The 25,872-nt window shown below is 71.6% G+C and carries 25 protein-coding genes and 2 pseudogenes; 12 read left to right on the top strand and 15 right to left on the bottom strand.

Going from position 1 to position 25,872, the window contains the following annotated elements; genetic code table 11:
• Together ABZ823_RS29770 and cyc2 are read right to left on the bottom strand one after the other, a co-directional pair.
• Nucleotides 1-220 (bottom strand): annotated as a pseudogene (locus ABZ823_RS29770) (PDZ domain-containing protein); the annotation flags it as partial.
• Nucleotides 221-358: 138 nt separating this feature from the next.
• A complete protein-coding gene (cyc2, locus tag ABZ823_RS29765) occupies nucleotides 359-2,530 on the bottom strand; it encodes a germacradienol/geosmin synthase Cyc2 (RefSeq protein ID WP_361665945.1) in 2,172 nt (723 codons plus the stop codon).
• Between the two features lie 172 nt (nucleotides 2,531-2,702).
• Here cyc2 and ABZ823_RS29760 point away from each other — a divergent pair, with 172 nt between their 5' ends.
• Both ABZ823_RS29760 and ABZ823_RS29755 read left to right on the top strand, forming a co-directional pair.
• The gene (locus ABZ823_RS29760; protein WP_361665944.1) at nucleotides 2,703-3,482 is read left to right on the top strand and encodes an alpha/beta hydrolase; all 780 of its coding nucleotides are present in this window, start codon (nucleotides 2,703-2,705) and stop codon (nucleotides 3,480-3,482) included.
• Entirely contained in the window at nucleotides 3,479-4,741 is a 1,263-nt protein-coding gene (locus tag ABZ823_RS29755) for a cytochrome P450 (protein ID WP_361665943.1), read from the top strand. Before ABZ823_RS29760 ends, ABZ823_RS29755 begins: the two co-directional genes overlap by 4 nt.
• Nucleotides 4,742-4,744: 3 nt before the next feature.
• On the opposite strand, the gene ABZ823_RS29750 is transcribed toward ABZ823_RS29755, so the two are convergent.
• Together ABZ823_RS29750 and ABZ823_RS29745 are read right to left on the bottom strand one after the other, a co-directional pair.
• Complete coding sequence (locus tag ABZ823_RS29750) at nucleotides 4,745-5,893, bottom strand: damage-control phosphatase ARMT1 family protein (protein WP_361665942.1); 1,149 nt, start codon at nucleotides 5,891-5,893, stop codon at nucleotides 4,745-4,747.
• Nucleotides 5,886-6,461: a hypothetical protein gene (locus ABZ823_RS29745; RefSeq protein ID WP_361665941.1), complete on the bottom strand. Its 576-nt coding sequence runs from the start codon at nucleotides 6,459-6,461 to the stop codon at nucleotides 5,886-5,888. Before ABZ823_RS29745 ends, ABZ823_RS29750 begins: the two co-directional genes overlap by 8 nt.
• A gap of 152 nt (nucleotides 6,462-6,613) precedes the next feature.
• Here ABZ823_RS29745 and ABZ823_RS29740 point away from each other — a divergent pair, with 152 nt between their 5' ends.
• Entirely contained in the window at nucleotides 6,614-7,537 is a 924-nt protein-coding gene (locus tag ABZ823_RS29740) for a lytic polysaccharide monooxygenase (RefSeq protein WP_361665940.1), read from the top strand.
• 58 nt (nucleotides 7,538-7,595) lie between these two features.
• Here ABZ823_RS29740 and ABZ823_RS29735 read toward each other — a convergent pair whose 3' ends face one another.
• Nucleotides 7,596-8,252: a Tat pathway signal sequence domain protein gene (locus ABZ823_RS29735; RefSeq protein WP_361665939.1), complete on the bottom strand. Its 657-nt coding sequence runs from the start codon at nucleotides 8,250-8,252 to the stop codon at nucleotides 7,596-7,598.
• 627 nt (nucleotides 8,253-8,879) lie between these two features.
• On the opposite strand from ABZ823_RS29735, the gene ABZ823_RS29730 reads away from it, so the two are divergent.
• Nucleotides 8,880-9,557 (top strand): DUF6230 family protein, encoded by a 678-nt coding sequence (locus ABZ823_RS29730; RefSeq protein ID WP_361665938.1) that lies wholly within the window; start codon nucleotides 8,880-8,882, stop codon nucleotides 9,555-9,557.
• Nucleotides 9,557-9,976: a DUF6114 domain-containing protein gene (locus ABZ823_RS29725; RefSeq protein ID WP_361665937.1), complete on the top strand. Its 420-nt coding sequence runs from the start codon at nucleotides 9,557-9,559 to the stop codon at nucleotides 9,974-9,976. The genes ABZ823_RS29730 and ABZ823_RS29725 overlap by 1 nt, the downstream gene beginning before the upstream one ends.
• A gap of 97 nt (nucleotides 9,977-10,073) precedes the next feature.
• Here ABZ823_RS29725 and ABZ823_RS29720 read toward each other — a convergent pair whose 3' ends face one another.
• Complete coding sequence (locus ABZ823_RS29720; protein ID WP_361665936.1) at nucleotides 10,074-10,874, bottom strand: VOC family protein; 801 nt, start codon at nucleotides 10,872-10,874, stop codon at nucleotides 10,074-10,076.
• A 255-nt stretch (nucleotides 10,875-11,129) separates the two neighbouring features.
• Here ABZ823_RS29720 and ABZ823_RS29715 point away from each other — a divergent pair.
• Nucleotides 11,130-11,293 (top strand): annotated as a pseudogene (locus tag ABZ823_RS29715) (SAM-dependent methyltransferase); the annotation flags it as partial.
• Between the two features lie 157 nt (nucleotides 11,294-11,450).
• Here the strand turns inward: ABZ823_RS29715 and ABZ823_RS29710 are convergent.
• The 9 genes from ABZ823_RS29710 to ABZ823_RS29670 all read right to left on the bottom strand — a co-directional run bounded on the left by ABZ823_RS29710 (nucleotide 11,451) and on the right by ABZ823_RS29670 (nucleotide 19,509).
• Nucleotides 11,451-12,413, bottom strand: a complete 963-nt coding sequence (locus tag ABZ823_RS29710) for an ABC transporter substrate-binding protein (protein ID WP_361665935.1) — start codon at nucleotides 12,411-12,413, stop codon at nucleotides 11,451-11,453.
• A 218-nt stretch (nucleotides 12,414-12,631) separates the two neighbouring features.
• Nucleotides 12,632-13,300: an ABC transporter permease gene (locus ABZ823_RS29705; protein ID WP_361665934.1), complete on the bottom strand. Its 669-nt coding sequence runs from the start codon at nucleotides 13,298-13,300 to the stop codon at nucleotides 12,632-12,634.
• A complete protein-coding gene (locus tag ABZ823_RS29700; RefSeq protein ID WP_361665933.1) occupies nucleotides 13,297-14,013 on the bottom strand; it encodes an ABC transporter permease subunit in 717 nt (238 codons plus the stop codon). Before ABZ823_RS29700 ends, ABZ823_RS29705 begins: the two co-directional genes overlap by 4 nt.
• Nucleotides 14,010-15,140, bottom strand: coding sequence for an ABC transporter ATP-binding protein (locus ABZ823_RS29695; protein WP_361665932.1), 1,131 nt, complete (start codon nucleotides 15,138-15,140; stop codon nucleotides 14,010-14,012). The genes ABZ823_RS29700 and ABZ823_RS29695 overlap by 4 nt, the downstream gene beginning before the upstream one ends.
• Before the next feature lie 215 nt (nucleotides 15,141-15,355).
• On the bottom strand, nucleotides 15,356-15,808 hold the full coding sequence (locus ABZ823_RS29690) for a molybdopterin-dependent oxidoreductase (RefSeq protein ID WP_361665931.1): 453 nt from the start codon (nucleotides 15,806-15,808) through the stop codon (nucleotides 15,356-15,358).
• Between the two features lie 248 nt (nucleotides 15,809-16,056).
• Nucleotides 16,057-16,464 (bottom strand): peptide-methionine (R)-S-oxide reductase MsrB, encoded by a 408-nt coding sequence (gene msrB / locus ABZ823_RS29685; protein ID WP_361665930.1) that lies wholly within the window; start codon nucleotides 16,462-16,464, stop codon nucleotides 16,057-16,059.
• A 14-nt stretch (nucleotides 16,465-16,478) separates the two neighbouring features.
• Complete coding sequence (gene murC / locus ABZ823_RS29680) at nucleotides 16,479-17,867, bottom strand: UDP-N-acetylmuramate--L-alanine ligase (RefSeq protein WP_361665929.1); 1,389 nt, start codon at nucleotides 17,865-17,867, stop codon at nucleotides 16,479-16,481.
• A 160-nt stretch (nucleotides 17,868-18,027) separates the two neighbouring features.
• A complete protein-coding gene (locus ABZ823_RS29675; RefSeq protein ID WP_361665928.1) occupies nucleotides 18,028-18,483 on the bottom strand; it encodes an indole-3-glycerol phosphate synthase in 456 nt (151 codons plus the stop codon).
• Nucleotides 18,484-18,660: 177 nt separating this feature from the next.
• Nucleotides 18,661-19,509 (bottom strand): pyrimidine reductase family protein, encoded by an 849-nt coding sequence (locus tag ABZ823_RS29670; protein ID WP_361665927.1) that lies wholly within the window; start codon nucleotides 19,507-19,509, stop codon nucleotides 18,661-18,663.
• Nucleotides 19,510-19,546: 37 nt separating this feature from the next.
• On the opposite strand from ABZ823_RS29670, the gene zapE reads away from it, so the two are divergent.
• From zapE to ABZ823_RS29640, 6 genes are all read left to right on the top strand, one after another.
• A complete protein-coding gene (zapE, locus tag ABZ823_RS29665; protein ID WP_361665926.1) occupies nucleotides 19,547-20,671 on the top strand; it encodes a cell division protein ZapE in 1,125 nt (374 codons plus the stop codon).
• A gap of 165 nt (nucleotides 20,672-20,836) precedes the next feature.
• Nucleotides 20,837-21,232, top strand: a complete 396-nt coding sequence (locus tag ABZ823_RS29660) for a hypothetical protein (RefSeq protein WP_361665925.1) — start codon at nucleotides 20,837-20,839, stop codon at nucleotides 21,230-21,232.
• A 147-nt stretch (nucleotides 21,233-21,379) separates the two neighbouring features.
• The gene (locus ABZ823_RS29655; RefSeq protein WP_361665924.1) at nucleotides 21,380-21,961 is read left to right on the top strand and encodes a carbonic anhydrase; all 582 of its coding nucleotides are present in this window, start codon (nucleotides 21,380-21,382) and stop codon (nucleotides 21,959-21,961) included.
• 8 nt (nucleotides 21,962-21,969) lie between these two features.
• Entirely contained in the window at nucleotides 21,970-23,427 is a 1,458-nt protein-coding gene (locus ABZ823_RS29650; protein ID WP_361665923.1) for a SulP family inorganic anion transporter, read from the top strand.
• A gap of 151 nt (nucleotides 23,428-23,578) precedes the next feature.
• On the top strand, nucleotides 23,579-24,631 hold the full coding sequence (locus ABZ823_RS29645) for a slipin family protein (protein WP_361665922.1): 1,053 nt from the start codon (nucleotides 23,579-23,581) through the stop codon (nucleotides 24,629-24,631).
• Between the two features lie 122 nt (nucleotides 24,632-24,753).
• The gene (locus ABZ823_RS29640) at nucleotides 24,754-25,617 is read left to right on the top strand and encodes a polysaccharide deacetylase family protein (protein WP_361665921.1); all 864 of its coding nucleotides are present in this window, start codon (nucleotides 24,754-24,756) and stop codon (nucleotides 25,615-25,617) included.
• The last annotated feature ends 255 nt before the right edge of the window (nucleotides 25,618-25,872 follow it).

Below are 25,872 nucleotides of genomic sequence, written 5' to 3'. Positions count from 1 at the left end.
TGGGGGCCGTGCGCGTCGGCGCGCCGACGGCGGCCCGCGACCGGTCGTGGGTCCCGGAGGCGGGCGGCCCGGGCGCCGCCGCGCGCCGCTTCAGGTCCGCGAGCCTGTTCATGCCGATCACCGTGGCGCCCACCGTGCCGAGCCCCGCCCCGGACACCACCACGAACACCCCTACGACCAGGGCGCACAGCAGGGTCGTCAGGCGTCTGCCCCGTTCCATGACTCACCTCACGTTCGCTCCGGCAGAGCTCTACCCCGCGCGCCGTCGCCTCACGATCCACGAACGAGTGAGAGGGCGTGACCGAGATGCGGAGGCCGCCGCTCACAGCTGTGGGCTCCTCGCGGCGGCCCGGGTGGGTCAACGGGATACCGCCTCCGCGCGCCAGGCGACGGCCGGGGCCAGGTCCGGGACGAAGCCGTGGGCGCGCCGGGCCAGGTCGGCCGCGCCGTAGCGATGGCAGCCGCGGTGCCAGTTCAGGATGCCGGACATGTAGTTCTGGAGCTCCACCACATAGCCGTCCATGATGGCCCGGGCCTCGCGTGAGAGGCCGAAGTCCTCGTAGACCACGGGCAGTTCACGAGTGGCGACGTGCTGGAACTGCCGCATGCGCTGGTTCGTCAGGTCGCCCACGATCCGCGCGGCCGTCGGATAGTCACAGCCGAAGAAGTTCTGCACGACGAGCAGCGCGTTGTGCATCTCCCCCTCGTACTGGATCTCCTTCTGGTACGAGAAGATGTCGTTGACCAGCATCGCGTAGTCGATGGCCGCGTTCTCCAGGGCGCGGACCGTTCCGCTGCCGTACACCTCGGGCGGTACCTCGGGGCCGTGGCCCATGCGGCAGAGGTTCTTGGTGAGGTCGGCGCCGAAGGTCGCGCGGCGCATCTCCAGGTAGTCGACGGGGTCCGGGATGCGGTTCTGGAGCTGGTTGGACAGTTCCCACAGCCAGCTCTCGGTCATCGTGTCCACGGCGGCGCGCAGCGTGCGCCGTTGGCCGGGCGTCATCCGGGCTGTGGTGCGGGCCCACAGGTCGATCAGGGCGCGCTCCATGCCATTGGCCGGAACCGGGAGTTCCGCGCCGTCCAGCGGCATGCACGAGGACAGCCGCTCGGTGCACAGTCTCGCCGCCGCGAGGTCGCGCCGGTGCCCGAAGACGAGCGGGTAGTAGTCGTCGCCGTAGGTGCCCCAGGCGAGCCACTGGGAACTGAGGTCCAGCGCCTCGGGGGTCGCGTCCGGGTCCAGGCCGGCGGCGCAGAGCGGGAGGTCGTAGGCGAGGAGCTTGTCCTCGTCCCAGACGCCCTCCTGGAGGATGCCCATCCGGTGCGCCCAGGATGTGAGTCCCTGGCGGGCCCCGTCCAGGTGCGGGCTGAGTTCCAGCTCGTAGGGCATGTGGAGGTCGGGGATCAGCGAGGGCCCCACCTGCTGGAAGGGGATGTGGGTGTAGGCCCGCATCCGCTCGGCCCCGGCGTCGGCGAGCAACCCGCGCACATCGGCGGCGGAGACACCGAGGCCGGAGGGCCCGTGGCGGCGGCCGCCGGCCCGGGTGCCCCGGTTCATGTAGCGGCTGGACCTCATGTGCCATTCGTGGCCGCCGGACTGCCAGTCCTGAAGGCCCTGCGCGTACGCGCCGATCGCGGCGACCTCGTCCGGGGTGAGGCCCTTGTCCAGCGCCAGCACGGGCACCTCGGTCAGCGCGGTGTGCTCGAACTGGTGCAGCCGCGAGGTGAGGATGTCGTTGACGGTGTCCGCCGCCTCCTGGGTCGTGCAGCCGAAGAAGTTCTCCAGGACCAGGACGCCGTTGCTGAGTTCGCCTTCCTGCTCGACCTCGCGCTGGTACGAGAACAGGTCGTTGCGCAGGTGCACGCCGTCGGAGAAGGTCTCCATCAGCACGCGCAGCGGCCGTGACCCGGCCACGGCGGCGGGCACTTCTGCGGTCGCGTACTCGACCAGGCCCGCGGACCAGGGGGCCCCGCCGACCTTGCGGCGCATCTCGATGTACTCGACGGGGTTGGCGATCCGTCCTTCGTGGATGTTGGACAGCTCCCACAGCGACTCGTTGAGCAGATGTTCGGTCGCGACCGCGAACCGGCGCCGCCAGTGCGGGGACATCGACGGCACGGTGCGCGCCCACAGATCGGCGAGCCCGGCCTCGACGGGGTTCTCCGGCTCGGGCACGGGGGTCGCCGGGTCCGGGGGCATGAACAGCGGCAGCCGGTCCAGATGGGCCTTGCCGCCGTCGCGGTCCTGGGTGCGTTTGAAGGCCTCCAGGAAGTGGTCATCGAAGAAGAACACCCACACGTACCAGTCGGTGATGAGGGAGAGGGCCGGGCCGTCGCAGTCGGGGTGGGTGTACGCGCAGAGCAGCCCGTAGTCGTGCGCTTCGAGGTCGGACTGTTCCCAGATGCCGGAGCCCTCCAGCATGCCCATGTCGCGCGCCCACTGGGTGGAGTGGGGACGCGCCTCGTCGAGATGAGGGTTCAGCCGCGCGCGGTACGGCATGTAGAAGTGCGGGAGTTCGAACGGCTGCGTCATGGCCGGGCACTACCCGTGGGCCGACCGGGGCATCCGTGTGACGGGATGTGATCACACCATCGCGTGAATTGCGGTCGCCGGCAGGGTCCGTGGCCCAGGCTGGGGCGGCTTTCCGGCACACGGGGCGTCACGCCCCCTTGCCGCCTCTCCTTCCCGGGGCCACGGTGGTCGCATGACCCCCTTCGTGCTGCCTCATGAAATGCACGGCGACGGCGCCCACAAGGTGTTCGCGGTGCACGGCTGGTTCGCCGACCGTGCCGCGTACGCGACGGTGCTGCCGGATCTCGACCGCGGCGCCTTCACCTACGTCCTGGTGGATCTGCGCGGGTACGGGGCGGCGAAGGACGCCTCCGGGCCGTTCGGCACCGCAGAGGCCGCCGCCGACCTCGTGGCCCTGGCGGACCGGCTGGGCTGGGGTCGTTTCTCGGTGATCGGGCACTCGATGGGCGGTGCGGTCGCGCAGCGGCTGCTGGCACTCGCCCCCGAGCGCCTGCGCAGAATCGTCGGCGTCTCACCCGTCCCGGCCTCGGGGCTGTCGCTGCCCGCCGACCAGTGGCAACTGTTCGCGGACGCCGCCTTTAAGCCGGAGAACCGGCGCGTCATCCTCGACGTGACCACCGGCGGCCGGGCCCCGGCCGCCTGGCTGGACCGGATGGTCGCGCGGTCGCTGGCGAACAGCGAGGCGACGGCGTTCCGGGCGTGGCTGGACTCGTGGGCCGGGGAGGACTTCCACACGGAGGTCAAGGGCTCGGCGGTGCCCGCGCTGGCCGTCACCGGCGCGCTCGACCCGGCGCTGACGGCCGGGCTGATGCGGGAGACCTGGCTGCGCTGGTATCCGGGCGGCTCGCTGGCCGAACTGCCCTCGGCGGGCCACTACGCGATGGACGAGTCGCCCCTCGACCTGATCCGTACGGTGGAGGACTTCCTGCGGGCCGAGGACACCCCGGCGTGACCCCACGGCAGGCGCCTCCGGTCCCCGATGTCTTCGACCCTCGCCGGTACGCCGACGGGGTGCCCCACGCGGCGTACCGCACCCTGCGCGACCACCACCCGGTCGTCTGGCAGGACGAGCCCGAGGTGCTCGGCTGGCCGGCGGGGCCCGGCTTCTGGGCGGTGACCCGGCACGCGGACGTCGTGCGCGTCCTCAAGGACTCGGCGACGTACTCCTCGTACCTCGGCGCCACCCAGATCCGTGACCCCGACCCCGGGGACCTGCCGTTCATCCGGCGAATGATGCTCAATCAGGACCCGCCGGCGCAGGGACGATTGAGACGGCTGGTGAGCCGTGCCTTCACACCGCGGCGCATCGACCGGTTCGCGTCACTCGCCCGTGCCCGTGCCCGGACCCTGCTCGCCGGGGCCGTGGACCGGGCGCGGGCGGGGGACGGCACCTGTGACGTCGTCGCGGCCGTCACCGACGACTACGCCGTCCTCAACCTCGCCGACCTGCTCGGTGTACCCGAGTCCGACCGTGGTCTGCTGCTGCACTGGACGCAGCGCGTGATCGGCTACCAGGACCCGGACGAGGCGGGCGAACCGCCTCGGGACGCCGGGGGCCGGCCCGTGGATCCGCGCTCGCCGGCCGCCCTGCGGGACATGTTCGGGTACGCGCAGGAGCTGGCCGCCCACAAGCGGGACCACCCCGCCGACGACATCATGACCACGCTCGCCACGGACCCCGAACTCACCGGTCCCGAACTGGAGATGTTCTTCTTCCTGCTGACGATCGCCGGTAACGACACGGTACGCGCCGCGGCGCCCGGCGGGCTGCTGGCGCTGGCCGGCCATCCGGGGGCGTACAGCGCGCTGCGGGAACGTCCCGGCCATCCGGCGCTCGCCGTCGAGGAGTTGCTGCGCTGGCATCCGCCCGTGCTCAGCTTCCGGCGGACCGCCGCCCGCGACACCGAACTGGCCGGGCGGCGCATCCGCGCGGGTGACAAGGTGGTCGTCTTCCATGCCTCCGCCAACCGGGACGAGCGCGTCTTCACGGCGCCGGACCGGCTCGACCCGTTTCGGACGCCGAACCCGCACGTCTCCTTCGGGGACGGACCGCACGTCTGTCTCGGGGCGCATTTCGCCCGGCTGCAACTGGGGGTGCTGTACGGGGAGGCACTGCGGGCCCTGCCCGCGCCCCGGCTTGCCGCGCCGCCCACCAGGCTGGTCTCGAACTTCATCAACGGCGTCAAGTCGTTGCGGCTGCACCTCGTGTGACGGTCAGGTGCGGACCTGGACCAGGGCGTGTGTGCCACTCGTGCGCCACCGCTGTCCCTCCGCGGTGACCAGGGCGGCCTCCGTGGCCGCGTCCAGGCCGACGATCACGTCGGACTTCAGGGTGCGCAGCGCCGCCACCGGGCCCGGGAAGTATGCGGTGGTGTCCGCGAACGGGGTCGTCGGCGGATGGAGCCGGTCGCCCACCAGGCGCCGGTAGTTGAGATCGCCCTTGAGAATCGTCAGGTCCGCCTCGGCGAACTGGGCGCGCAGGTCCTCCGGCATGTCCGCGTACGGCAGCGGGGCACAGGAGAAGGGGTGCGCCCTGACCTCGAGAGAGCCGTCGGCCATCGCCGCCCACAGGCGCTCCCCGGCCTCGGCCGCCGCGCCCTGGGCGGCGGCCAGCCGGCGTACGGCGTCCACGACGTCGGCGGTCGTGGCGTCGGAGATGTAGTAGGGGTACGGCTTCACGTGCAGCAGCACCCTGCGGGACCGCCCGTGACGCAGCAGGTGGTCGAGGAGCAGCAGGTCCGGGATCAGCTCCCGGCCGGCGTTGTCGGCGACCAGGCAGAGCGTGTCGGCGGGCAGCAGCGACCAGAGCGCCTCGGTGTCGTCGGCGACGAGCTGGGGGACGGCCGTGGCCTCGCCGGGTGCGGAGAGCCGGAAGCCGAGGTCGGCGCGGTTGCCCCAGAGCGAGCCGTGGAGCAGTGCCCGTGACTGCTCCTGCTCCGGCTGTCCCGTCAGCCGGTCCGGCGCCTCCAGTTCCTCGTCCGTCTCCGGAGCGTCGAGTTCGGCGAGCTTGAAGGGGCGGAAGGGGTCGATGCCCTGCCAGGCCCCGGGGCCGAAGTAGCCGACGGCCTGGAGCAGTTGGCGGTAGAAGTAGCTCTCGGACCACAGGAAGGGCACCTCGAACCAGGAGCGGCCGAGGTACTGGCGCGCGCCCCATGCCGCCCAGCGTTCGTCGTCCTGCGTGCCGAGCGGTTCGATGACGCCATCGGTGGCGCTGGTCAGCAGCGCGTCGAGAGCCTGCCGCTGCCCGGGCCCGTAGGGGAAGGCGTCCCGCACCGCGCGGATGAGGGCGGGGTGCCGTGCGGCGAGCACTCCGTGCGCGAAGGAACCCGGCTCGTCGGCGAGGATCGCGGGGGCGTCAGGCATGATCGGGGTTTCCTCCAGGGCCGGCCGAGATCCCGGGCGGCAGCCGCACGTCCGTGAACCGTTCCTCGAGCTGCTTTCCGTAACCCGCCTCGGTCCACACCAGCTTCTTGAACTGCTCCGGCGTCAGCCGACCCTGCCATGGAGCGCCGCCGGGGCAGAACACCGACGCGCACCCCGGGCAGTGGTACGCCGATCGCCACAGCGTGTCGGCGCGGGGAGCGCCCGCCGCCACCAGGGCCCGCTCGCGGCCCTCGCCCCGGACCACGACGATCGTGCCGACGAACACGAGCACGGCGAGCAGCGAGCCGCCGACGGTGTACAGCGGCTTGTCGCCGTCGACGCCTCCGTAGGCGAGGGCGACGCCGACGCCGGCCATCAGCATGCCCTCCACGAAGTGCAGGCAGCTGTCGAACCGCGACGGCACGCCCGGCGCCCGCGCCAGCCGGTCGGCCAGGCCCTCGCGCCGGGCGGCGTGGTCGGCGCAGACCTCGGGCACCGCCCGTGCCCGGGCCGATGCGCAGCCCGGACATATCACCTCGACCGCCCCTCGGGCGCTCTCCGTTGCCATGGCCCTACGCTAACGGCCGCCGCTGCCCGGCTCCGACCGGCAGGGATCCACCGCTCGCCCGAAAGCGGGGCCGCGGGCGTGAACACGCGTCGCCGATTCCCCGTACTCCTCGATACCCACCCGCCGGACCCGACGCGCGCTGGAGACACCGGATGACCGCACACCGCACCGTCGCCACGGCCGCCGTCGCCGTAGCGGCCACGCTGCTGCCCGCGACCCCGGCCCTCGCCCACGGCGCGCCCACCGATCCGGTCAGCCGGGTGGTGGCCTGCTCACCCGAGGGCGGTGGCCGGGAGCGCACGGCCGCGTGCCGGGCGGCGGTCACGACGAACGGCGCTCCGTTCACGGCCTGGGACAACCTGCGGGTGGCGGACGTGAACGGCAAGGACCGGCAGCTCATCCCGGACGGCCGCCTGTGCAGCGGCGGACTGCCGGCCTACCGGGGCCTGGACCTGGCCCGCACGGACTGGCCCACGACCCGGCTCGCGCCCGGGGCCGCGCTGACGATGACGTACAGCTCGACGATCCCGCACACGGGTACCTTCGAGCTGTTCCTGACGAAACAGGGCTACGACGCCACGAAGCCGTTGACCTGGTCCGACCTACCGGCGAAGCCGTTCGCCGAGGTCACGGATCCGCCGATGGCGAAGGGCGGGTACCGGATCAGGGCGACGCTCCCGGCGGACCGGTCGGGGCGCCACGTCCTCTACACGATCTGGCGGAACTCGAGCACGACGGACACGTATTACTCGTGCTCGGACGTGGTCTTCCCGGCGTCCGCATCGGCATCGGCATCGGACGCCTCCGGTGCCCGGAGGTCCGACGGGAAGAAGGCCACGCCCACCGCGCCCGGCACACCCACCAGGGTCGGCGCATCCGGTACGCCCGCACCGTCCCCGGACGAACCGGCGCCGAGCGGTAGCCCAGCGGCCGCCACCGTGCCCGGCTCTCCGGCGGCGGCCACCGTGCCTCGTGGGGGCGGCGGCCCGTCGGTCCCGCTGCTGGCGGGCGGTGCCGCGGTCCTCGCGGTCCTCGCCGGGAGTGCCGCGCTGGCGCTGCGCCGCCGGCGCGGCTGAGCCGACCGGGACGGCCGCCCCGGTCCGACACGGTCCGGGACGGCCTCCGGGCCGGGCCTCAGTTGACGCTGACCGCCGGGTTGCCCGGCTGGCTGGTGTCGGTGACCGGGGCGTACTTCGCCGTGAAGTAGCCGTTGGCGAAGCACAGGGACGATCCCGAGGACTTCGTGAACAGCTGGTTGGTGAAGGCGAGGCTGTTGTCGGCGTTGTCGGCCTTGCCGGTCAGGCTGGGGGCCTGGTAGACGCAGGTGATCGAGCCGAGCAGGGTGCGCAGTTTGACGGTGGTCTGGATGGTGGAGCCGGCGGCCGGGGTGACGGTGAGTGTGCCGTCGGAGGCGACCGTCGTGGCGTAGGGCAGGTTGTCGACGGTGATGCCGGTGACGCCGAGGACACCGGTGACATTGCTGGTGCAGCTGCTGCTCGTGAAGGTGTGGCCGGTGAGGGACTCCGTGGCCGTGCCGGGCGCGGCGGGGTTGTCGGTGACGGTGGCGGTGAACGCGGACGAGGTGCAGGTGACGCCGCTGGTGCCGGTGGCGCTTGAGTAGAGCGTGGCGGTGGTGCCGCCGGCCAGCGAGGCGTTGAGCACATCGCCGACGGCGACCGCGGTGCCCCCGGCGGTGAGGACCGCGCTGTCCGCGGTGGCGGGGGAGGCCGCGGCCACGGCGAGGGCCGCGGCGGCGCCGGTGACGGCGAGCAGGGATCGGGTCGTACGCATGGGGGAGCCTCTCTGCGAGATGGGGCTGTGCGGGTGAGGGGTACCGCTGCCGGCCCGTGGCGCCTTCTCCGTGCGGGAGGGGCCGGCAGCGACCGCCGGCCACCGGGGCGCGCCGCGGACGGGGGAAGGCGGCCATGCCGGTGTCGCGGAGGGGAACCGGATCGCGGTCGGAAGGTGAGGGGGTCCGTGCATCGCACCGCGCGGGCGGAGGTGTCACCGACGCCCCTGGTGGGCGGGCCGGGAGAGCGACATGCGCGATGCGACGGATCCGGCGCCACGGATCCGAGGGAAACAGTCGAAGTTGTAAACCTGATGGGCCATCAACGTCAATACATCGTAAGGAAGTTGGCATACGGCGCCAGGTGGGAGGGGGTGCATGGGAGGCGGTGCGGGGGCGGGACAGGGACCCTGGCGCACAGGTGCAGCACAATCGGCACCCTTCTGCCACAACTCCCTTGACCCTCCGCTGTAACCCCCGGTAACCTCCTGGGACGGTCACTGCCGTGCCACGAGAAAGCCCTTGCACTCGCCGGGAGGCGTGAGGAGGCGTCGCACGGCAACCGCTGTCCGCGCCAGGACAACGTGCCAGTGCAGCCCTACTCGCATTCACCATGCCCAGGAGCAGACATGGCCTCGTCCTCCGACGCCACGGCGTCCCCCGGTTCCACCCCCGAGCACCCGGAAAGCGGTTCCGCCGTCGAAGGGCCGCCCGCGAGACACGGGAGGGTCCGCCTGCGCCGCGCCGCGGTCATGGCGGTGCCTGCGACCGCGGTCGCCGCGGGTCTGGCGATCCTGACGGCCCAGGGGGCGCTGGGCGTGCAGTTCGCGATCTCCGGGATGCCCTTCACGGTCACCGCCGTCGACCTGGACGGCACCGGCTTCGAGCAGTTCGGCAGCCTCGACACCATGGCGGAGGACAGTCCGAACGCGGGCGACACCGGCGGCCAGGTGCTGGTCGTCACCTCCGTGGTGAAGAGCGCGACGCTCACCAAGCTGTGCCAGAGCGTCGACCTGGGCGGGACCAATCTGTACATCACCGCGGGCGGCGGCAAGGACAAGGTGACCGCGAGCGGTCTGACCACCGACTCGACCGTGATGTCCGGCGACGCCGCCTTCCATGGCATCGAGATCGGCAACGACGCGAGCACCTTGGACAAGGGCGGGGTGAAGGGTGCCAAGGGCGTCTTCAGCCAGCAGGCCGACACGGTGCACATCGACAACCTGCGGCAGACCAACTACGCCACGACTGCCGGTGTGTTCACGCTGCCCGGGCTGAAACTCGGCTTCCGCGACACGGGGTGCTGATGTCCGGCCGGGCGAGGGCCGCCTTCCGGCGCTGGCGGACGGCCCGCCCCTTCTGGGGCGGGCTGCTGCTCGCGCTGGGAGGGGCGGAGATCCTCTTCACGGAGAAGGCGTCGTTGAAGGTGGTCATGCACATCGGCGTGCAGGGCCTTGCGGGCTATCTGCTGCCGGGGGTGATGCTGCTGTGCGGTCTGCTGATCCTCTTCAGCCCGGCGCAGCGGCTCTTCTACTCGATCGTCGGCATCCTCGCGTCCCTGGGCACCTGGCTCACGTCCAACCTCGGCGGCTTCCTGATCGGCCTGCTGCTGGGCGCCGCGGGCAGTTGTCTGGCCTTCGGGTGGCTGCCGGACCAGGAACCACGCCGACGCCTGCCGCGCCGCCGTCGCGCACCGTCCCCCACCGTGGACTCGGCCGCGCCCTGACCCCCCGGCGGGCGAGATCCGGTCGCCCCGGTCCCCCACCCACGGGCTCTCGCCGGATCCCGCCTGCCGGGGCCCCGGCAGGCGGGATCGCCGGCAGTCAGGGCTCCCGCTTGGAGGTCACCGTGAAACGGGCGCCGTCCGGGTCGGCCAGGACCGCCTCCTCGGCGCCCTCCTCCCACTGGAGCACTTCGCCGCCATGGGTGCGGGCGGCCCGTACGCAGGCGACGACGTCGGCGACCGCGAAGTTCACCTGCCAGTGCGGGCGGATCGTGGGGTCGGGCGCCGACTCCACGGCCCCCGAGTGGATCCGCGCCACCACCGCGTCCCCGCTGCGCAGGACGACCTCGTCCCCGTCGTACTGCACCTCGCAGCAGCCCTGCCGCGAGGAGGCCCAGTCCAGGACCTCGCCGTAGAAGATGGCGGCGTCGAAGGCGTTGCGGGTGTGCAGCCGTATGAAGGTGGGGGCGGCCTCGCGCCACTTCTCCCAGTCCGTCACGAGCCGGCCCTCCCAGACACCGAAGACGGCTCCGTCGCGGTCCGCGAGCAGGGCCGCCCGGCCGGGCGGCAGGGAGAGCGGGCCGACGGCCGTCGTGCCGCCGCGTTCGCGGCAGCGGGAGGCGACCTCGTCGGCGCTCGGGACCGCGAAGTACACGGTCCAGGCCACGGCCATCTGCCACATCGAGGCGACGGCAGCGATCCCGGCGACAGGCACTCCGTCCACCTGCGCCACTCTGAACCGGTCACCGAGGCTGTTCGGCCGCCACTCCCAGCCGAACACGGCCCGGTAGAACTCCTCCGTGGTCTCGACGTCGCGCGTCGTCAGACTGACCCAGCACGGCGCGCCGAACACCGCTTCACTGGTAGCTCCCCCCTTGCCAGGTGTCTCGTTCTCCGCCATGACCACACACCGCCCGGTTTCGAGGGGAGGCGCCGGCACCTCTCCCGTCGCTCGTTCAGGGCATCCGGGTACCCCGACCGCACCCCTGCAAGGATGCGCCACCAGGAGCCGGACGTCATCCCGAGAGGGGCCGGCCGGGGCGCCCCGGACCCGCGCGCCTCAGGCGCCGACGCCCGACGACCCGTGCGTAACGCTGCCGGCCAGACGGCAGGCCGGGAAGTACAGCGGGATGGGAGGTGTGTACGGAGAGTCACCGTCCGGGTGGTTGATCAGCAGCGGCCGGCGAGTTCTTCGAGGGGCTGGATCTGGTCGAGCCCGGCATCGTGCAGGTGCACAAGTGGCACCCCGACGGTACGGGGGAACAGGGGATCCGGGACGAGGACATCGCGATGTACGGGGCGATGGCCCGGAAGCCGTGACGGCGTCCGCTCGGCGACGCTCCGGCCCGCGCCCCCCGGACCGCGCCCCTTGCGGGCGCGGATCCTCCGCCAGGACTGGCGCGGGTGACCCTGTCCCCGGGGGGGGACAAGGGCACCCGCGTCGGTCCGTCCGCGGTGGTGTCCGGAGGGCCGCCGGTCAGGCCAGGCCGGCCGACTTCAGCCAGGCCTTGGCGACGTCGAGCGGGTCCTTGTTGTCGAGCTGCACCTGGCTGCCCATGTCGAGCAGGGCCGCGGTGTCGAGCTTGGCCGAGACCGCGTTGAGCGCCTCGACACCCTTCTGGGACAGCCCCGACTTGTAGACCAGCGGCTGCACGTTCGCGAACCCGAAGAGGTTCTTCGTGTCCTGGAGGACGACGAACTTCTCCTTGGCGATGCTCGGGTCCGTGGTGAAGATGTCCGCGGCCTGCACGGTGTTCTTCGTCAGCGCGGCCTGGGTCAGCGGACCGCCCGCGTCCAGCGCCTTGAAGGACTTGAACTCCAGCTCGTACACGGACTTCAGGCCCACGAGTCCCTGCTGCCGGGTCTGGAACTCCGGCGAGCCCCCGATGACCAGGTCCTTGGCGGCGTTCCTGAGGTCCGCGATGCTGGACTTGGCGGTGAGGTTGTACTTCTTCGCGGTGGCCGCGTTGAGGGTGACCGAGTCCTTGTCCTGCGCGGGCGCCGGGTCGAGCAGCGTCAGCTTGGAGTCGAGCTTGGCGTTGATCGCGGCCGTCGTGGCGGCGACCGTCTTCGGGGCCGCGTTCTTGTCGAGGTACGCGAGCAGGGAGCCGTTGTACTCCGGGAGGACCGTGATGGAGCCGTTCTTGAGCAGGCCGTAGGTGGTCTCGCGGCTGCCGATGTTGGGCTTGTAGGTGACCTTGACGCCCTTGGCCTTGAGGGCCTCGCCGTAGATGTCGGCGAGCAGGATGCTCTCGGCGAAGTTGTTGGAGCCGACGACGACGCTGTCGCCGCTCGGCTTGTCGCCCGAGAGGGGGTTGTCGGACTTGCCGTCGGAGGACGAGGAACACCCCGCGAGCAGTGCCGCCGTGGCGGCGAGGGCGACGGCGGCCGCGCCGGGGAGTCTCCTGCTGGACCTGCTGGTATTCGCGGTAGAAGTCACGATTCCCGTTCCGGGCTGAGGGATTGAGAGGATGGGGCAGGGCTGGGCACAGCTGTGCAAGGGTGCCGGCACCACCCTCACTGATCCAATCCAGCCGGTTCTCGGTCAGTCAAGTCCATTCCGGTCACCGATTGGCCTCGATGCATGGCTTGTTGTGAACGTCCGGTAGTGGTGTCCATGAGTGAGCCCGAGGCGCCGGCGCCGGGCCCGCACCGCCGTCAGGCGCTCCTGCGCACCCCCGGGGACACGGCGACGCGGGCCAGCGCCCAGAACACCGCGAGCGTCGCCAGCGCGAGAACCGCCACCAGCGTGGCCCCGCCCACGACCTTCTCGTAGTCGCGCTGGTAGAGGCCGTCGATGATGTACCGGCCGAGTCCGCCGAGGCTGACGTATGCGGCGATGGTGGCCGTGGAGACGATCTGGATGGCCGCCGAGCGCAGACCGCTGAGGATCAGCGGCAGCGCGACGGGGAGTTCCACCTGGAACAGGATCCGCGACTCCTGCATGCCGATGCCCCGTGCGGCGTCCACCGGGGACGGGTCGACGGAGCGCACGGCCTCGTACGTCGTCACCAGGATCGGCGGGACGGCGAGGACGACGAGCGGGACCATCACGGGCACCAGGCCGAAGCCGAGCAGGAGGAACATCAGCACCAGCAGGCCGAAACTGGGCAGCGCCCGCCCGGCCGTGGCGACCAGGGCGAGGGAGTTGCCACCGCGCCCGTAGTGCCCGGTGGCCAGGCCGACGGGCAGCCCGATGGCGGCGGCCAGGACGAGTGCGATCAGGGAGTAACGGATGTGTTCCAGCAGGCGCGTGGGGATGCCGTCGTAGCCGTGCCAGTGGGCGCTGTCGCTGAAGAAGGCGTTGGCGAAGTGGAGTACGTTCACCGGACGGCGTCCTCCAGTGCGGGTACGGCCGCATCGGGCCGGGTCTCGGCTGCCTTCGGCCTTTCACGACGGGTGCCGCGCGGCATCCAGGGGGTGAGCAGCAGGCGTACGAGGACCAGCGCGGCGTCGGCGAGGATGGCCAGGGCCGCCGTGGTGAGCACGGAGTTCACCGCGAGCTCGGGCCGGTGGTAGATGTTCGCGTCGTTGAGGAGGTTGCCCAGCGCGCCCTGGTTGCCGATCAGCATGCCGACGCTGACCAGGCTGATGCTCGAGACCGTGGCCACGCGCAGCCCCGCGATGATGGCCGGCACCGCGATCGGCAACTGCACCTGGAGATAACGCCGTACGGGCCCGAAGCCCATGGCGGTGGCCGCGGCGAGCGTCTCCTGCGGCACCGAGCGGACGCCGTCGACGATGGCCGGAACGAGCACGACCAGGCTGTAGACGGCGAGCGGGACCATCACGGTGAGCTCGGTCTGGCCGGTGTAGTCGATGAGGACGACGAAGAAGGCCAGCGACGGGATGGCGTACAGCACGGTCGTCACACCCAGCACGGGCGCGTACAGCCAGCGGAACCGCACACAGAGCTGGGCGATCGGCAGACTCACGATCAGGCCCGCGAGGACCGGCAGCAGGGCCTCCCGCAGATGCAGACCGATCAGGCCGAACCAGCTGTGCTGGAGGTCGCTCGGGATGTCGAAGAAGCGGTTCATCCGGCGGCCTTGGCGTCGGTGCGGTCCTCGGCGTGGGCACTGCGGATCGCCTCGCCGATGGTCTGCTGCGAGACGACACCGACGACACGACCGTTGTCGTCGACACCGACGGCCCAGCCGGTGGGCGAGAGCACGGCACCGTCGAGCGCGGCGCGCAGCGAGTCCTTGCCGTACACGAACGGCCGCCCGTACGGCAGCAGTCGTTCCGCGACGACCTCCCCCGCGGCCAGACCCTGCGGCTCGCTCCAGCCGAGCGGCCTGCCGTGGGGGTCGGTGACGAGGAGGTACGGCGTGTCCGCCGCGGTGCGGGAGGCGATCTGTCCGGCGGTGGCGTCGACGGCGACGATCGGGGTCTTCTTCAGCTCCAGCGCCTCGGAGGGGAAGAAGGACAGGCGCCGGATGCCCCGGTCCGTACCGAGGAAGTCCTCCACGAAGGAGTCGGCCGGGGAGGAGAGCAGTTCGGCGGGCGGGGCGTACTGTGCCAGCCGGCCGCCGGTGCGCAGTACGGCGACCATCGTGCCGAGCCGGATCGCCTCGTCGATGTCATGGGTGACGAACACGATGGTCTTGCCCAACTCCTCCTGGATCCTGAGGAGTTCCTCCTGAAGGCCCTTGCGTACGATCGGGTCGACAGCGGAGAACGGCTCGTCCATCAGCAGCACCGGCGGGTCCGCGGCGAGCGCCCGCGCCACGCCGACCCGTTGCTGCTGGCCGCCGGAGAGCTGGTACGGGTACCGCTTGGCGAGCGAGGCGTCGAGTCCGACCCGTTCCATCAGCTCCCGCGCTCGCGTCCGGGCCCGGTCCTTGCTCCAGCCGAGCAGCCGGGGCACGGTAGCGATGTTGTCGACGATGGTGCGGTGCTGGAAGAGGCCGGCGTTCTGGATGACGTAACCCATCGAGCGGCGCAGCGAGTTCACCGGCTGCCTGCCGATGTCGACGCCGTCGATGGTGATCGTGCCCTCGCTCGGCTCGACCATCCGGTTGATCATGCGAAGGGTCGTGGTCTTGCCGCAGCCGGAAGGGCCCACCAGGACCGTGATCGAGCGGTCCGGTATCTCCAGGGACAGCCGGTCGACCGCCACCGTGCCGTCCGGGTACCGCTTGGTGACTGAATCTATCCGTATCAAAACGCCGAATACCCTTCGGGTGTGGCAGGAGCGGCCCGATCCCCGGCCGATGTCGCACGGGCCGTTGCGGGGAGAGTGTAGACGGCGAGTGTTGCGGCCTTGTGGCAGGCGACCATGTGGTCGGCCCCACAAGGGTGCGGTCGCCGGGCGGACGGTCCCGGGTGCGGGGCTGCGGCGAACGGTCGGCCTCTCCCCCGCCGGGACGCGGGTCGCCGTCAGGCCCTCGGCCCGAAGGCGCCGTCCACCCGTATCGCGTTGACGCCGCTGACGTACCGTGCCCCGCAACGGTCCTGGGGCAGCACCAGTTGGGGACCCGAGCGGTCGAGCGGGGTTTCGTCGATGCGGCCCGCGAGCAGCACGGGCGCACGGCCGAAGTCGGGATCGATCTCGGCCCAGGTCAACAGGGCGCGATGACCGTCGGTACCGGTCACGGCGATCAGGAAGCGGAGACGGTCCTTGCGGCGCGCCGGATCGAAGCCGGGGCCCGCGGCCGAGAGCACGTCGTACAGAAGCGGGCCGGTGAACCGATGGTGCCGTACGCCGCTGGTGGCGCATTCGAAAGCGACCCGCACCCGGTGCTGGGGCCAGGCGCCGAGGTCGGGCACGGTCAGCCGGACCGGATGCGCGAGATCCCCGGTCAGCAAGAGCTCCGCCGGCGACTGGCTCACGGCCACCACCTCCGTGGGCAACCGTACCCGCGCGGCGGCCCCACACAAACGCATTCGCCCGCCAAAACCCGGTACTGCCCTGGCTCATGCGGCTTGAGGTGGGGCCTTCTCCCCGCAGATGCGGGAGGGCATTCGTCACCGGGGTGGACGCCGGTCACGCTCCCCCGGAGCCGCATCGGAGCTCCACCGGAGTCCGTCGGGTCGCGGCTGCGACCCGACGGACTCCGGACCCCAGGGGGTGGCTGGTGTCAGCCTTCGTTCGGGAGCAGCCGCAGAGAGATCGAGTTGATGCAGTAGCGCTGGTCCGTCGGGGTCGGATAGCCCTCGCCCTCGAAGACATGCCCGAGGTGCGATCCGCAGCGGGCGCAGCGCACCTCGGTGCGGACCATGCCGTGCGAGCGGTCCTCCACCAGTTCCACCGCGTCGCTGTCCTTCGGGTCGTAGAAGGACGGCCAGCCGCAGTGGGATTCGAACTTCGTGCCGGAGGTGAAGAGTTCGGCGCCGCAGGCGCGGCAGGAGTAGACGCCCTTGGTCTTGGTGTCGGTGTACTCGCCGGTGAAGGCGGGCTCCGTCGCGGCCTGGCGCAGGACCGCGTACTCAGCCGGCGCCAGCTCCGCGCGCCACTGCTCGTCCGGCTTCTCCACGTCGTACGCCATGCTGTGTCAGCCCCTTACTTCGCAAGACGGTCCAGGATGCGCGGTCCGAGGTCGGTGACGTCGCCCGCGCCCATGGTGAGAACCAGATCCCCCGGCTTCACCATTCCCGCCACGATCTCGGGGACCTCCGCCTTGTCGTGGACGGCCTGCACCTTCGCGCCCGCCGCCCGGGCGGCCGCGATGATCAGCTCGCTCGTCACTCCCGGGATCGGGTCCTCGCGAGCCGGGTAGATGTCCAGGACCACGGAGGCGTCCGCCAGGGCCAGCGCCTGGCCCATCTCCTTGCCCAGCTCCTGGGTGCGGGAGAACAGGTGGGGCTGGAAGACGACCAGGATGCGGGAGCCGTCGGCCGCGGCCCGCATCGCCTCCAGGTCCGCGGTCATCTCCGTGGGGTGGTGCGCGTAGGAGTCGATGACCTGGACACCGGCCTCCTCGCCCTTCGGCTGAAGGCGCCGCTTGACGCCCGTGTACGCGGCCAGCGCCGGGGCGAGCTCGGCCGCCGGGATGCCGAGGGCCACGCCCGCCGCCAGTGCCGCGACCGCGTTGTGCGCGTAGTGGCGGCCCGGGACGGAGACCGTGAAGGTCAGCTCCGAGCCGTCCAGGTCCACCGTCACCCGGCTCTTCAGGCCCTGCGGGACGACCGAGAGGATGCGTACGTCGGCGTCCTCCGACTCGCCGTAGGTCACCGTCTTCACCGAGCCGTCCAACCGCCGCGTCAGCTCACGCGCGCCCTCGTGGTCGGCCGTGACGACCAGCGTGCCTCCGGGGACGATCCGGCCCGCGAAGGTCTGGAAGGACTCGTAGATCTCCTCGAGGGACGCGTAATTCGCGTGGTGGTCCAGTTCCACGTTGAGGACGATCGCGACCTCGGGCGCGTACTTGTGGAAGCTGCGGTCGCTCTCGTCGGCCTCGGCCACGAAGATGTCGCCCTCGCCGTGCAGGGCGTTGGAGCCGGGGGCGTCCAGGTCGCCGCCGATGGCGTACGACGGGGCGAGGCCCAGCTCGGTCAGGGACACCGCCAGCATCGACGTGGTGGTCGTCTTGCCGTGGGTACCGGCGACCGCGATCGGGCGCAGGCCGTCCATCAGGCGGGCGAGCGCGTCGGAGCGGTGCACCACCGGAATGTCCAGTTCCGCCGCGCGTGCCAGCTCCGGGTTGTCCGCCCGGATCGCGGAGGAGACGACGACGCAGGTGGCGTCGTCGGCGAGGTGGCCGGCGGCGTGTCCGATGTGCACGGTCGCGCCCAGCGCCCGCAGGGCCTCGGCGGTGGCCGAGTCCTTCGCGTCGCTGCCCGCCACCTTGGCGCCGCGCTGCGCGAGGATCTTGGCGATGCCCGACATCCCGGCGCCGCCGATGCCGATGAAGTGCGGTCGGTCCATGGCGGTAGGAAGGCCGGGTGCCATGCGTGTATCTCCCCAAGATCCGGTACGACGGTGGGCGCCCTCGCGCGAGAACGCGCCCCCAGCCTATTGCGTACCGGCCCGGCTCCTCGCACCGGACGCGGGCGACCGCGCCCCGTGCCAGGGGCCGGTTCCGGACGCCGGGGGCCGCCCGGCCCGGCGGCTACGCCTTGCTGTGCGAGAACAATTTCAGCACCGGCACGCCCACCTTGTGCCGGGCCCTGGACGCCCAGTCACGGTGGAAGAACTCCTCCACATAGTGGGGGTCGGTCAGCACGATCACCTCGTCCGCGTCGACCTCGTCGACCAGCTTCTTCAGCGCGTCCAGCGGATGGTCCTCGATGAGGCGGCCGTCCGCCTCGCTGCCGGTCGCCCGCAGCGCGGTCAGGGACACCTCCAGGGCCTGCTGCCCGAGGGCGGCGGCGTCCTTGCCCTCCGGGGTCTCCCGTTCGTGCGCGGCCTCGTCCAGCTCACCGAGGGCGATGTCGTCGATGGCCCGCAGCAGGCGGTCTGCCTGGTCGCCGCGCGGCTGGAGCAGGACCTGGAAGGAGACCGGCTCCTCACCGTGCAAGGTCGTCACGAACTCCACGTCGGCCGTCGTGAGGGCCTTCTCGATCATCAAAACGCTCCTGAACACGGCAGGCGCCCCTTCCTCCTCCGAGGGCCCCGCCAGGGGCCTCGTTCGTCCGTGGGCCGTCGAGGCCCTGCGGAAACCATCCTGCCCCGTGATCGCACGGAGTTAGCAAGATCTAACTAGTGTGCCTGCCGGAAGGACGGTCAACAGGCCGCCGCTGTGTCAGGTCCGGCGGTAGCGGCTGAACAGGAACCCCTCCTCCTCCAGCAGCGACACCAGCTGAAAGCGCCTGGGCACCGCGACCGTGGGGCCCCCGGCGATCCGCTGCGCGTCGCCCGCCGTGAGCATCGGGGAGAGCGTGAGGCACAGCTCGTCCAGCACCCCCGCGGAGACCAGCTGCCCCAGCAGACGCGGGCCGCCCTCGCTCAGCAGCCGGGTCATGCCGAGGTCCGCCAGGGCTCGCACGGCGCGGCCGGGGTCCACACCCATGCCGTCCCCGGCGATCACCACACGGGCGCCCGCCCTCTCGGCCTCGGCCACCCGGTCCGGTGCCGCGGCGGCGCCGGTCAGCACCAGCGTGGGCACCATGGGCGAGGTGAACAGCGGCCATGAGAAGTCCAGGTCCAGGCTCGCGCTGACCACGGCGATCGCGGGCGCGGGGCCCTGTCCGGCCGCCTCCCGCAGGCCGGCGAAGGCCGCACGCGCGCGTGCGGGGCGGTAGCCCTCCTGCCGCACCGTTTCGGCACCCACGAGCACGACGTCCGCGAGCCCTCGGAGCGTGCCGAAGATCCGCATGTCGGCGGTGCCGGAGATGGGCTGGGAGCGCCCCTCGTGCTGTGCTGCGCCGTCGAGGGTGGAGACCATGTTGGCGCGCAGCCAGGGCTCCCGGCCGGGACCGGGCTCGGGGTAGGTGTACGCCGCGGCCAGCTCCTGAAGGCTCCACTCCCGGTCGGCGAAGTCTCCCCCGGGGCGTCCGTCCGCCGGACCCCTGCCCGGCGCCTGTGCGTGCGCGGGGGGCGTGTCACCCGGCCGGGTCGCTGTCTCGTCGGTCACAGGGAACAGGCGTCGCATGACGTGCAGTGTGGCACGGCCTTTAGCATGGGGAACCGTGTCCTCCTCCTCCGCCGCCTCAGGGATCTCCGCCGCCTCCGGGATCGAACCGATAGCCGAAGCGGCCCCGCTGTCCCTGACCGCCCGCGAGCCCCACGTCCCCGCCGACCGGCTCGTCGCCGAGATGGTGCCGCCGCCACGCTTCGACTCGGTTCGCTTCGCGACGTACATCCCGGACCCGAACCAGCCCAGCCAGAGCGAAGCCGTACATGTGCTCGAAGGCTTCGCCACGGGTCTCGGCGACGCGCGGTCCGCGCCCGCCAAGCGCTCGCTGCTCGGCTTCGGCTTCGGGAAGACGAAGGCCCCCAAGGCCCCGGCCGGCCCCCGCGGTGTGTACCTCGACGGCGGCTACGGCGTCGGCAAGACCCACCTCCTCGCCTCCCTGTGGCACGCGACCCCGGCGGAGCCCGCGCTCAAGGCCTTCGGCACCTTCGTGGAGCTGACCAACCTGGTCGGCGCGCTCGGCTTCCAAGAGACGGTCCGGACGCTCTCCGGGCACCGTCTGCTGTGCATCGACGAGTTCGAACTCGACGACCCCGGCGACACCGTCCTCGTCTCCACCCTGCTCGGCAAGCTCGTCGAGGCGGGCGTCGCGCTGGCCGCGACCTCCAACACCCTGCCGGGGAAGCTCGGCGAGGGCCGGTTCGCCGCCGCCGACTTCCTGCGGGAGATCCAGGGCCTGTCCGCGCACTTCCGCGCGCTGCGCATCGACGGCGAGGACTACCGGCACCGCGGCCTGCCCGAGGCCCCGGCGCCCTTCGCCGAGGAGCAGGTCAGAAAGACGGCGTACGCCACCGAAGGCGCCTCGCTCGACGCCTTCCCGGACCTCCTGGACCACCTCGCCCGCGTCCACCCGAGCCGCTACGGCGCGCTGACCGACGGTGTCAAGGCCGTATGCCTGACCGACGTCCGACCGGTTCCCGACCAGTCGACGGCGCTGCGGCTGGTGGTGCTCGCGGACCGGCTCTACGACCGGGAGGTGCCGGTGCTCGCCTCCGGAATGCCGTTCGACCAGCTGTTCAGCGAGGACATGCTGAAGGGCGGCTACCGCAAGAAGTACTTCCGAGCGATCTCCCGCCTCACCGCCCTCGCCCGTGACGCAAAGGGTCTCGTGCAGGCGTAACAGTCCGAAACGGTTGTGCGCCACCGGCGCGTTCCGGCCATCCTCACCTCGGTTTTTGGGCTGTCCTTTACCTGAAACGTGAAGTTAACCCTGCAAAGGAACCGGCCGGGTTAACGTGTTGGTCAAGACGTCCATGGCGGACGCACCCAGCGGGGAGGGGGGCGTATGGTTCGCGGCACGACGGTCCGGTGGGTGCTGACGGCCCTGTCCGCCGTCCTGCTGGCCCTGCCGCTCTTCGCGCCCGCCACCGCCTTCGCCTCCGCGCACCGGACCCAGGCCGCCGTCGACTCCCCGGAGCCGGTCACGAGCAAGCGCGCGGACCACACGGACGAGGCCCTCACCTGCGGCGGAGTCCATCATCCGGCGGGTCCCACCTGCCCGCTGCGCACCCGCGACCGCCACCGCACGGCCGCGGTATCCCTTCCTCAGGCCCCCGCCCCGGCGCCGCCCGCGTGCGAGGCTCCGGCCGGAGGGTCGGCGGCCCCCCGGCCCGCCTCGTCGCACATATCCAGACCTTCGACGGCTCACACCGCCGCGGCACTCCAGGTATTCCGCTGCTGAGCCGTTCGTCCGGTACGGACTGACACCCCCTCCCCTCACCACGCCCGTTGGCCGAGCGCGTCGACGTGGGGCCATGTCGCCGTACCCGCATATGCCACGTTCTCGTACACCGACGCGCCGCACGAAGCGCGCCAGGAGGAACTGACAATGCAGCCCCTCATCGATCACGCCCGTGCGCACGGGCAGCGCCCCGAGGAGTTCGCCCGGCTGGCCGAGGGCCAGTCCCCGCAGGTTCTGTTCATCACCTGCTCCGACTCCCGGGTCGTACCCGCCCTGATCACCGGAGCCCGGCCCGGTGAGCTCTTCGAACTGCGCACCGCGGGCAACATCGTGCCCCCGTACGCCTCCGAGCACCCCACCAGTGAGGCGGCCACCATCGAATACGCCGTGGAGGTGCTCGGCGTCCGGGACGTCGTCGTATGCGGCCACTCCCACTGCGGTGCCGTCGGCGCGCTGGTGCGCGGCGACGACCTGACCGCCGTCCCGGCCGTGCGCGACTGGCTCGCGCACGCCGCGCCCGAGCCCCGGGCGTCCGACACGCACGACCCCGCGGTCGCGGACGCCGTACAGAACCACGTCCTCGCCCAGTTGCTCCGCCTGCGGTCCTACCCGTGCATCGAGCAGCGCCTCGCCGCGGACCGACTGCGCCTGCACGGCTGGTACTACGAGGTGCACACCGGGGTCGTGCACGAACACCGCACCATCACCGACTCCTTCGAAGCCCTGTGAGCGGCCCGATGAGCAAATTCCCCTATCTCAAACAGGACTTCGCCGCCTCCCTCGTCGTCTTCCTGGTCGCGCTCCCGCTGTGCGTGGGCGTGGCCGTCGCCTCCGGCGTGCCCGCCGAACTCGGTCTGGTCACCGGCATCGTGGGCGGCATCGTCACCGGGATGCTGCGCGGCAGCAGCCTCCAGGTCTCCGGACCGGCGGCCGGGCTCACCGTGCTGGTCTTCGAAGCGGTGCGGGAGTTCGGACTGCCGCTGCTCGGCGTGCTCGTGCTCGCCACGGGAGTGCTCCAGCTCGTCATGGGCGCGCTGAAGCTGGGGCGCTGGTTCCGCGCCATCTCCGTCTCCGTGGTGGAGGGCATGCTCGCCGGCATCGGCCTGGTGCTGATCGCCGGACAGCTCTACTCCCTGGCCGGGGCGAAGGCCCCGGCCTCGGGCCTGGGCAAGATAGCCGGGCTGCCCGGCGCGCTCGTCGACGCCGCCTCGAGCACCCGCGCGCTGGCCTCCCTCGCCCTCGGAGCGGGCACCATCGCCGTCCTCGTGCTCTGGAAGCACATGCCGCGCGCGGTACGCACGGTGCCCGGACCGCTCGCCGCGGTCGGCCTGGCCACACTCGCCGCCCTGGTCCTCGGCCCGCCGGTGGCCACGGTCGAGGTGAAGGGCCTGCTGGGCTCGGTCCAGCCGCCCTCCCTGAGCGCCTTCGCCGAGCGGGCGGACGTGGGCCTGCTCGGCACGATCGTCGCGTTCACCCTGATCGCCTCCGCCGAGTCCCTCTTCAGCGCCGCCGCCGTGGACCGGCTCCACGACGGTCCACGCACCGAGTACAACAAGGAGTTGATGGCGCAGGGCGCCGGCAACGCCGTGTGCGGACTGCTCGGCGCGCTGCCGATGACCGCGGTGATCGTGCGCAGCGCGGCCAACGTCCAGGCGGGCGCACGCACCAAGGCGTCTCGGGTGCTGCACGGCGTGTGGCTGCTGCTGTTCGCGGCGCTGCTGCCGTCCGCGCTGGCGTACATCCCGATCCCGGCGCTCGCCGGCGTCCTCGTCTACTCCGGCGCCAAGCTGGTCCCCGTACGCGCGCTCGTCGCCCTGTGGCGCGAGCATCGGGGCGAGGCGCTGATATTGCTGGTCACCGCGGTGTCCATCGTGGCGATCAGCATGTTCGAGGGCGTGATCATCGGGCTCGCGCTGGCGGTGGTGAAGACAGCGTGGGAGGCCTCGCACGTCCGGCTGGAGGTCATCGACAAGGGTGCCGGACCGGTGCAGGCGTATCTCTCGGGGAACGCGACGTTCCTACGGCTGCCGAAGATCCTCGACATCCTGGAGGCACTGCCGCAGGACCGGCCGGTGGAGCTGGACCTGGCCGGCCTGCACCATCTGGACCACGCCTGCCGTACGGCCCTGGAGAACTGGGCTGAGCGGCACAGCGCGGCCGGGACGGAACCGGTGCGGATGACGACCGGCGGCTGACACCCGGGGCCGCTCGGCCGCCGCACACGAGGGCCTCGCCGGTGCCGCACCGGCTGGGCCCTCGCTTACGCGACCTCGACGGAATTATCGTTGCAAGTACGGATGTACCGGATACACCGGATACAACGGACCTCTCGGTGAGGAGGTCGTCATGCTCTCTGAGCTGGTGGGTGCCCTGGTGGGGCTCGGTGCCGTGGGGCTCGTGTACGTCTCGGCGGCGGCCCGGGTGGTCAAGCAGTACGAGCGCGGGGTCGTGTTCCGCTTCGGGCGGCTCCTCGGCTCCCCCAGGCCGCCGGGCTTCACCGTGATCGTTCCCTTCGTCGACCGGCTGCAAAAGGTCAATATGCAGATCGTGACGCTGCCGATCCCGGGCCAGGAGGGCATCACACGGGACAACGTGACGGTGCGCGTGGACGCCGTCGTCTACTTCAAGGTGATCGACCCGGCCAACGCGCTCATCCAGGTCGAGGACTACCGCTTCGCGGTCTCCCAGATGGCACAGACCTCGCTGCGCTCGATCATCGGCAAGAGCGATCTGGACGACCTGCTGTCCAACCGGGAGAAGCTCAATCAGGGCCTGGAGCTGATGATCGACAGCCCCGCCGTGGGCTGGGGCGTGCAGATCGACCGGGTCGAGATCAAGGACGTGTCGCTGCCGGACACGATGAAGCGGTCGATGGCCCGGCAGGCGGAAGCGGATCGCGAGCGCCGGGCGCGCGTGATCAACGCCGACGCCGAACTCCAGGCGTCCAAGAAGCTGGCGGAGGCGGCCGGTGTGATGTCCGAGCAGCCCGCCGCGCTCCAGCTGCGGCTGCTCCAGACCGTCGTGGCGGTCGCGGCGGAGAAGAACTCCACGCTGGTGCTGCCGTTCCCGGTCGAGTTGCTGCGGTTCCTCGAGCGGTCGACGCAGCAGGGCGAAACAGAGTCGGCCCCGCGCAGGTCGGCCCGGGCGGCCTCCGAGGCCCTCGAACAGCCGGCCGAGGACAAGTCGGCATGGGCGGAGGCGGCACCGGAGCCTGCTGAGGAGACCGCCACCGCACCTGTGCACGGGCTCGCCCAAGTACCTGTCGGCGAAGGCGCCTCGACCCCTTCGGGTCAGGCACCCCCGGAGCTGTGGGCGGAACCCGCACCGGAGGACGTGCCGGAAAACGTGCCGCCGCCGTCCCGGCAGACCGCCCCTGCCTCAGTCACCCACGACGACTGACCACCCACCGGCGGTGACGACAAGAGCGCGTCGGCGGCCGGGAGGGTGACTTCGCCGGTGTGCCGCCCCGGCGCACCGGCGCGATGGCCCTCTCATCGCATGTCCGCCCATACGTTGGTGCGGTGCTCTCTCTTGGACGGCGTATCGCCGCCGTGTGCGTGTTCGGCGCCGTCCTCGCCGCCTGCGAAGGGCCGAAGGCTCCGCATGGACTCGAGCGGCCCCCGGTAGGGCCCTCGGCGCCGTCCTCGGTCGCGGGCTCGGCGGCTGCCCCCAGGACGCCGACGCTCGCCCCCGGGTCCGGCGCCCTCACGCCCGTCTTCAAGAGCGCCAGGACACGCGAGAAGACCGTCGCCCTCACCTTCGACGCGGACATGAGCGCCGACGAGGGACCGCGGGCGGCGGACGGAGAGCACTTCGACAATCCCGAGCTGATCGACACGCTGCGCGAACTGAAGGTGCCGGCCACCGTGTTCATGACGGGCCGGTGGGCCGACCAGTACCCCGAGGAGGCCCGGGACATCGGCCGGGACCCGCTGTTCGAGGTCGCCAACCACTCCTACAGCCACTACTCCTTCACCGACAGCTGCTACGGACTGCCGGTCCTGCCCGAGTCGAAGATGCGCTCGGACGTGGAGCACGCCTTCACCGCGATCCGCAAGGCGGGCGTGGCCCGTCCGATGCCGTACTTCCGCTTCCCCGGCGGCTGCCATGACAACCGCGCCCTGCGTGCGCTCAGCCCGCTCGGGGTCACCGTGGTCCAGTGGGACGTGGTCAGCGGGGACGCCTTCGCGAAGGACGCGGACGCGGTGGCGCGGCAGGTACTGCGCGGGGTGCGTCCGGGTTCCGTGGTCGTCATGCACTGCACGCGGAGCGCGGCGCCGGTGACCGAGCCGGCGGTGCGGGTCCTGGTGCCGGAGCTGCGCAAGCAGGGCTACCGGTTGCTCAAGGTCTCCGAGCTGATCGCGGCGTCGGGCGGACACCGCTAGGGGGTTTCGTTCGGATCAGCCCGGGTCCGCGACGCCCGGCACGGCACCTCGCCGCGTTGTCGGACCACCCGAGTACATCCAGTACGCGGGCGGCCCTCCGCCTTGCGACGTACCGCACCGGACGCCGCGGCCTGATCCGGACTGATCCAAACGAAACCCCCTAGTAGGACTCCGTTACGTCTGCCTCTCGGTCCTGTTTGGGGGCATGTTGAAGGTATGGACGCACATGAAGTGAACCGTGCTCGGGCGAAGTTA

Origin of the sequence: Streptomyces sp. NPDC047079 (genome assembly GCF_040643755.1) — a bacterium.
Classification (GTDB): Bacteria; Actinomycetota; Actinomycetes; order Streptomycetales; family Streptomycetaceae; genus Streptomyces.
The sequence above is the reverse complement of the archived record's forward strand: the minus strand, read 5'-3'. Positions and strand labels throughout refer to the sequence as shown.

Coding starts and splice junctions, on each gene's coding strand:
- ABZ823_RS29650 (WP_361665923.1), top strand. CDS start 21,970: ATGAGCAAATTCCCCTATCTCAAACAGGACTTCGCCGCCTCCCTCGTC.
- cyc2 (WP_361665945.1), bottom strand. CDS start 2,530: ATGACGCAGCCGTTCGAACTCCCGCACTTCTACATGCCGTACCGCGCG.
- ABZ823_RS29760 (WP_361665944.1), top strand. CDS start 2,703: ATGACCCCCTTCGTGCTGCCTCATGAAATGCACGGCGACGGCGCCCAC.
- murC (WP_361665929.1), bottom strand. CDS start 17,867: ATGGCACCCGGCCTTCCTACCGCCATGGACCGACCGCACTTCATCGGC.
- msrB (WP_361665930.1), bottom strand. CDS start 16,464: ATGGCGTACGACGTGGAGAAGCCGGACGAGCAGTGGCGCGCGGAGCTG.
- ABZ823_RS29725 (WP_361665937.1), top strand. CDS start 9,557: ATGTCCGGCCGGGCGAGGGCCGCCTTCCGGCGCTGGCGGACGGCCCGC.
- ABZ823_RS29750 (WP_361665942.1), bottom strand. CDS start 5,893: ATGCCTGACGCCCCCGCGATCCTCGCCGACGAGCCGGGTTCCTTCGCG.
- ABZ823_RS29675 (WP_361665928.1), bottom strand. CDS start 18,483: ATGATCGAGAAGGCCCTCACGACGGCCGACGTGGAGTTCGTGACGACC.
- ABZ823_RS29655 (WP_361665924.1), top strand. CDS start 21,380: ATGCAGCCCCTCATCGATCACGCCCGTGCGCACGGGCAGCGCCCCGAG.
- ABZ823_RS29740 (WP_361665940.1), top strand. CDS start 6,614: ATGACCGCACACCGCACCGTCGCCACGGCCGCCGTCGCCGTAGCGGCC.
- ABZ823_RS29745 (WP_361665941.1), bottom strand. CDS start 6,461: ATGGCAACGGAGAGCGCCCGAGGGGCGGTCGAGGTGATATGTCCGGGC.
- ABZ823_RS29730 (WP_361665938.1), top strand. CDS start 8,880: ATGGCCTCGTCCTCCGACGCCACGGCGTCCCCCGGTTCCACCCCCGAG.
- ABZ823_RS29645 (WP_361665922.1), top strand. CDS start 23,579: ATGCTCTCTGAGCTGGTGGGTGCCCTGGTGGGGCTCGGTGCCGTGGGG.
- ABZ823_RS29700 (WP_361665933.1), bottom strand. CDS start 14,013: ATGAACCGCTTCTTCGACATCCCGAGCGACCTCCAGCACAGCTGGTTC.
- ABZ823_RS29720 (WP_361665936.1), bottom strand. CDS start 10,874: ATGGCGGAGAACGAGACACCTGGCAAGGGGGGAGCTACCAGTGAAGCG.
- ABZ823_RS29670 (WP_361665927.1), bottom strand. CDS start 19,509: ATGCGACGCCTGTTCCCTGTGACCGACGAGACAGCGACCCGGCCGGGT.
- ABZ823_RS29660 (WP_361665925.1), top strand. CDS start 20,837: ATGGTTCGCGGCACGACGGTCCGGTGGGTGCTGACGGCCCTGTCCGCC.
- ABZ823_RS29735 (WP_361665939.1), bottom strand. CDS start 8,252: ATGCGTACGACCCGATCCCTGCTCGCCGTCACCGGCGCCGCCGCGGCC.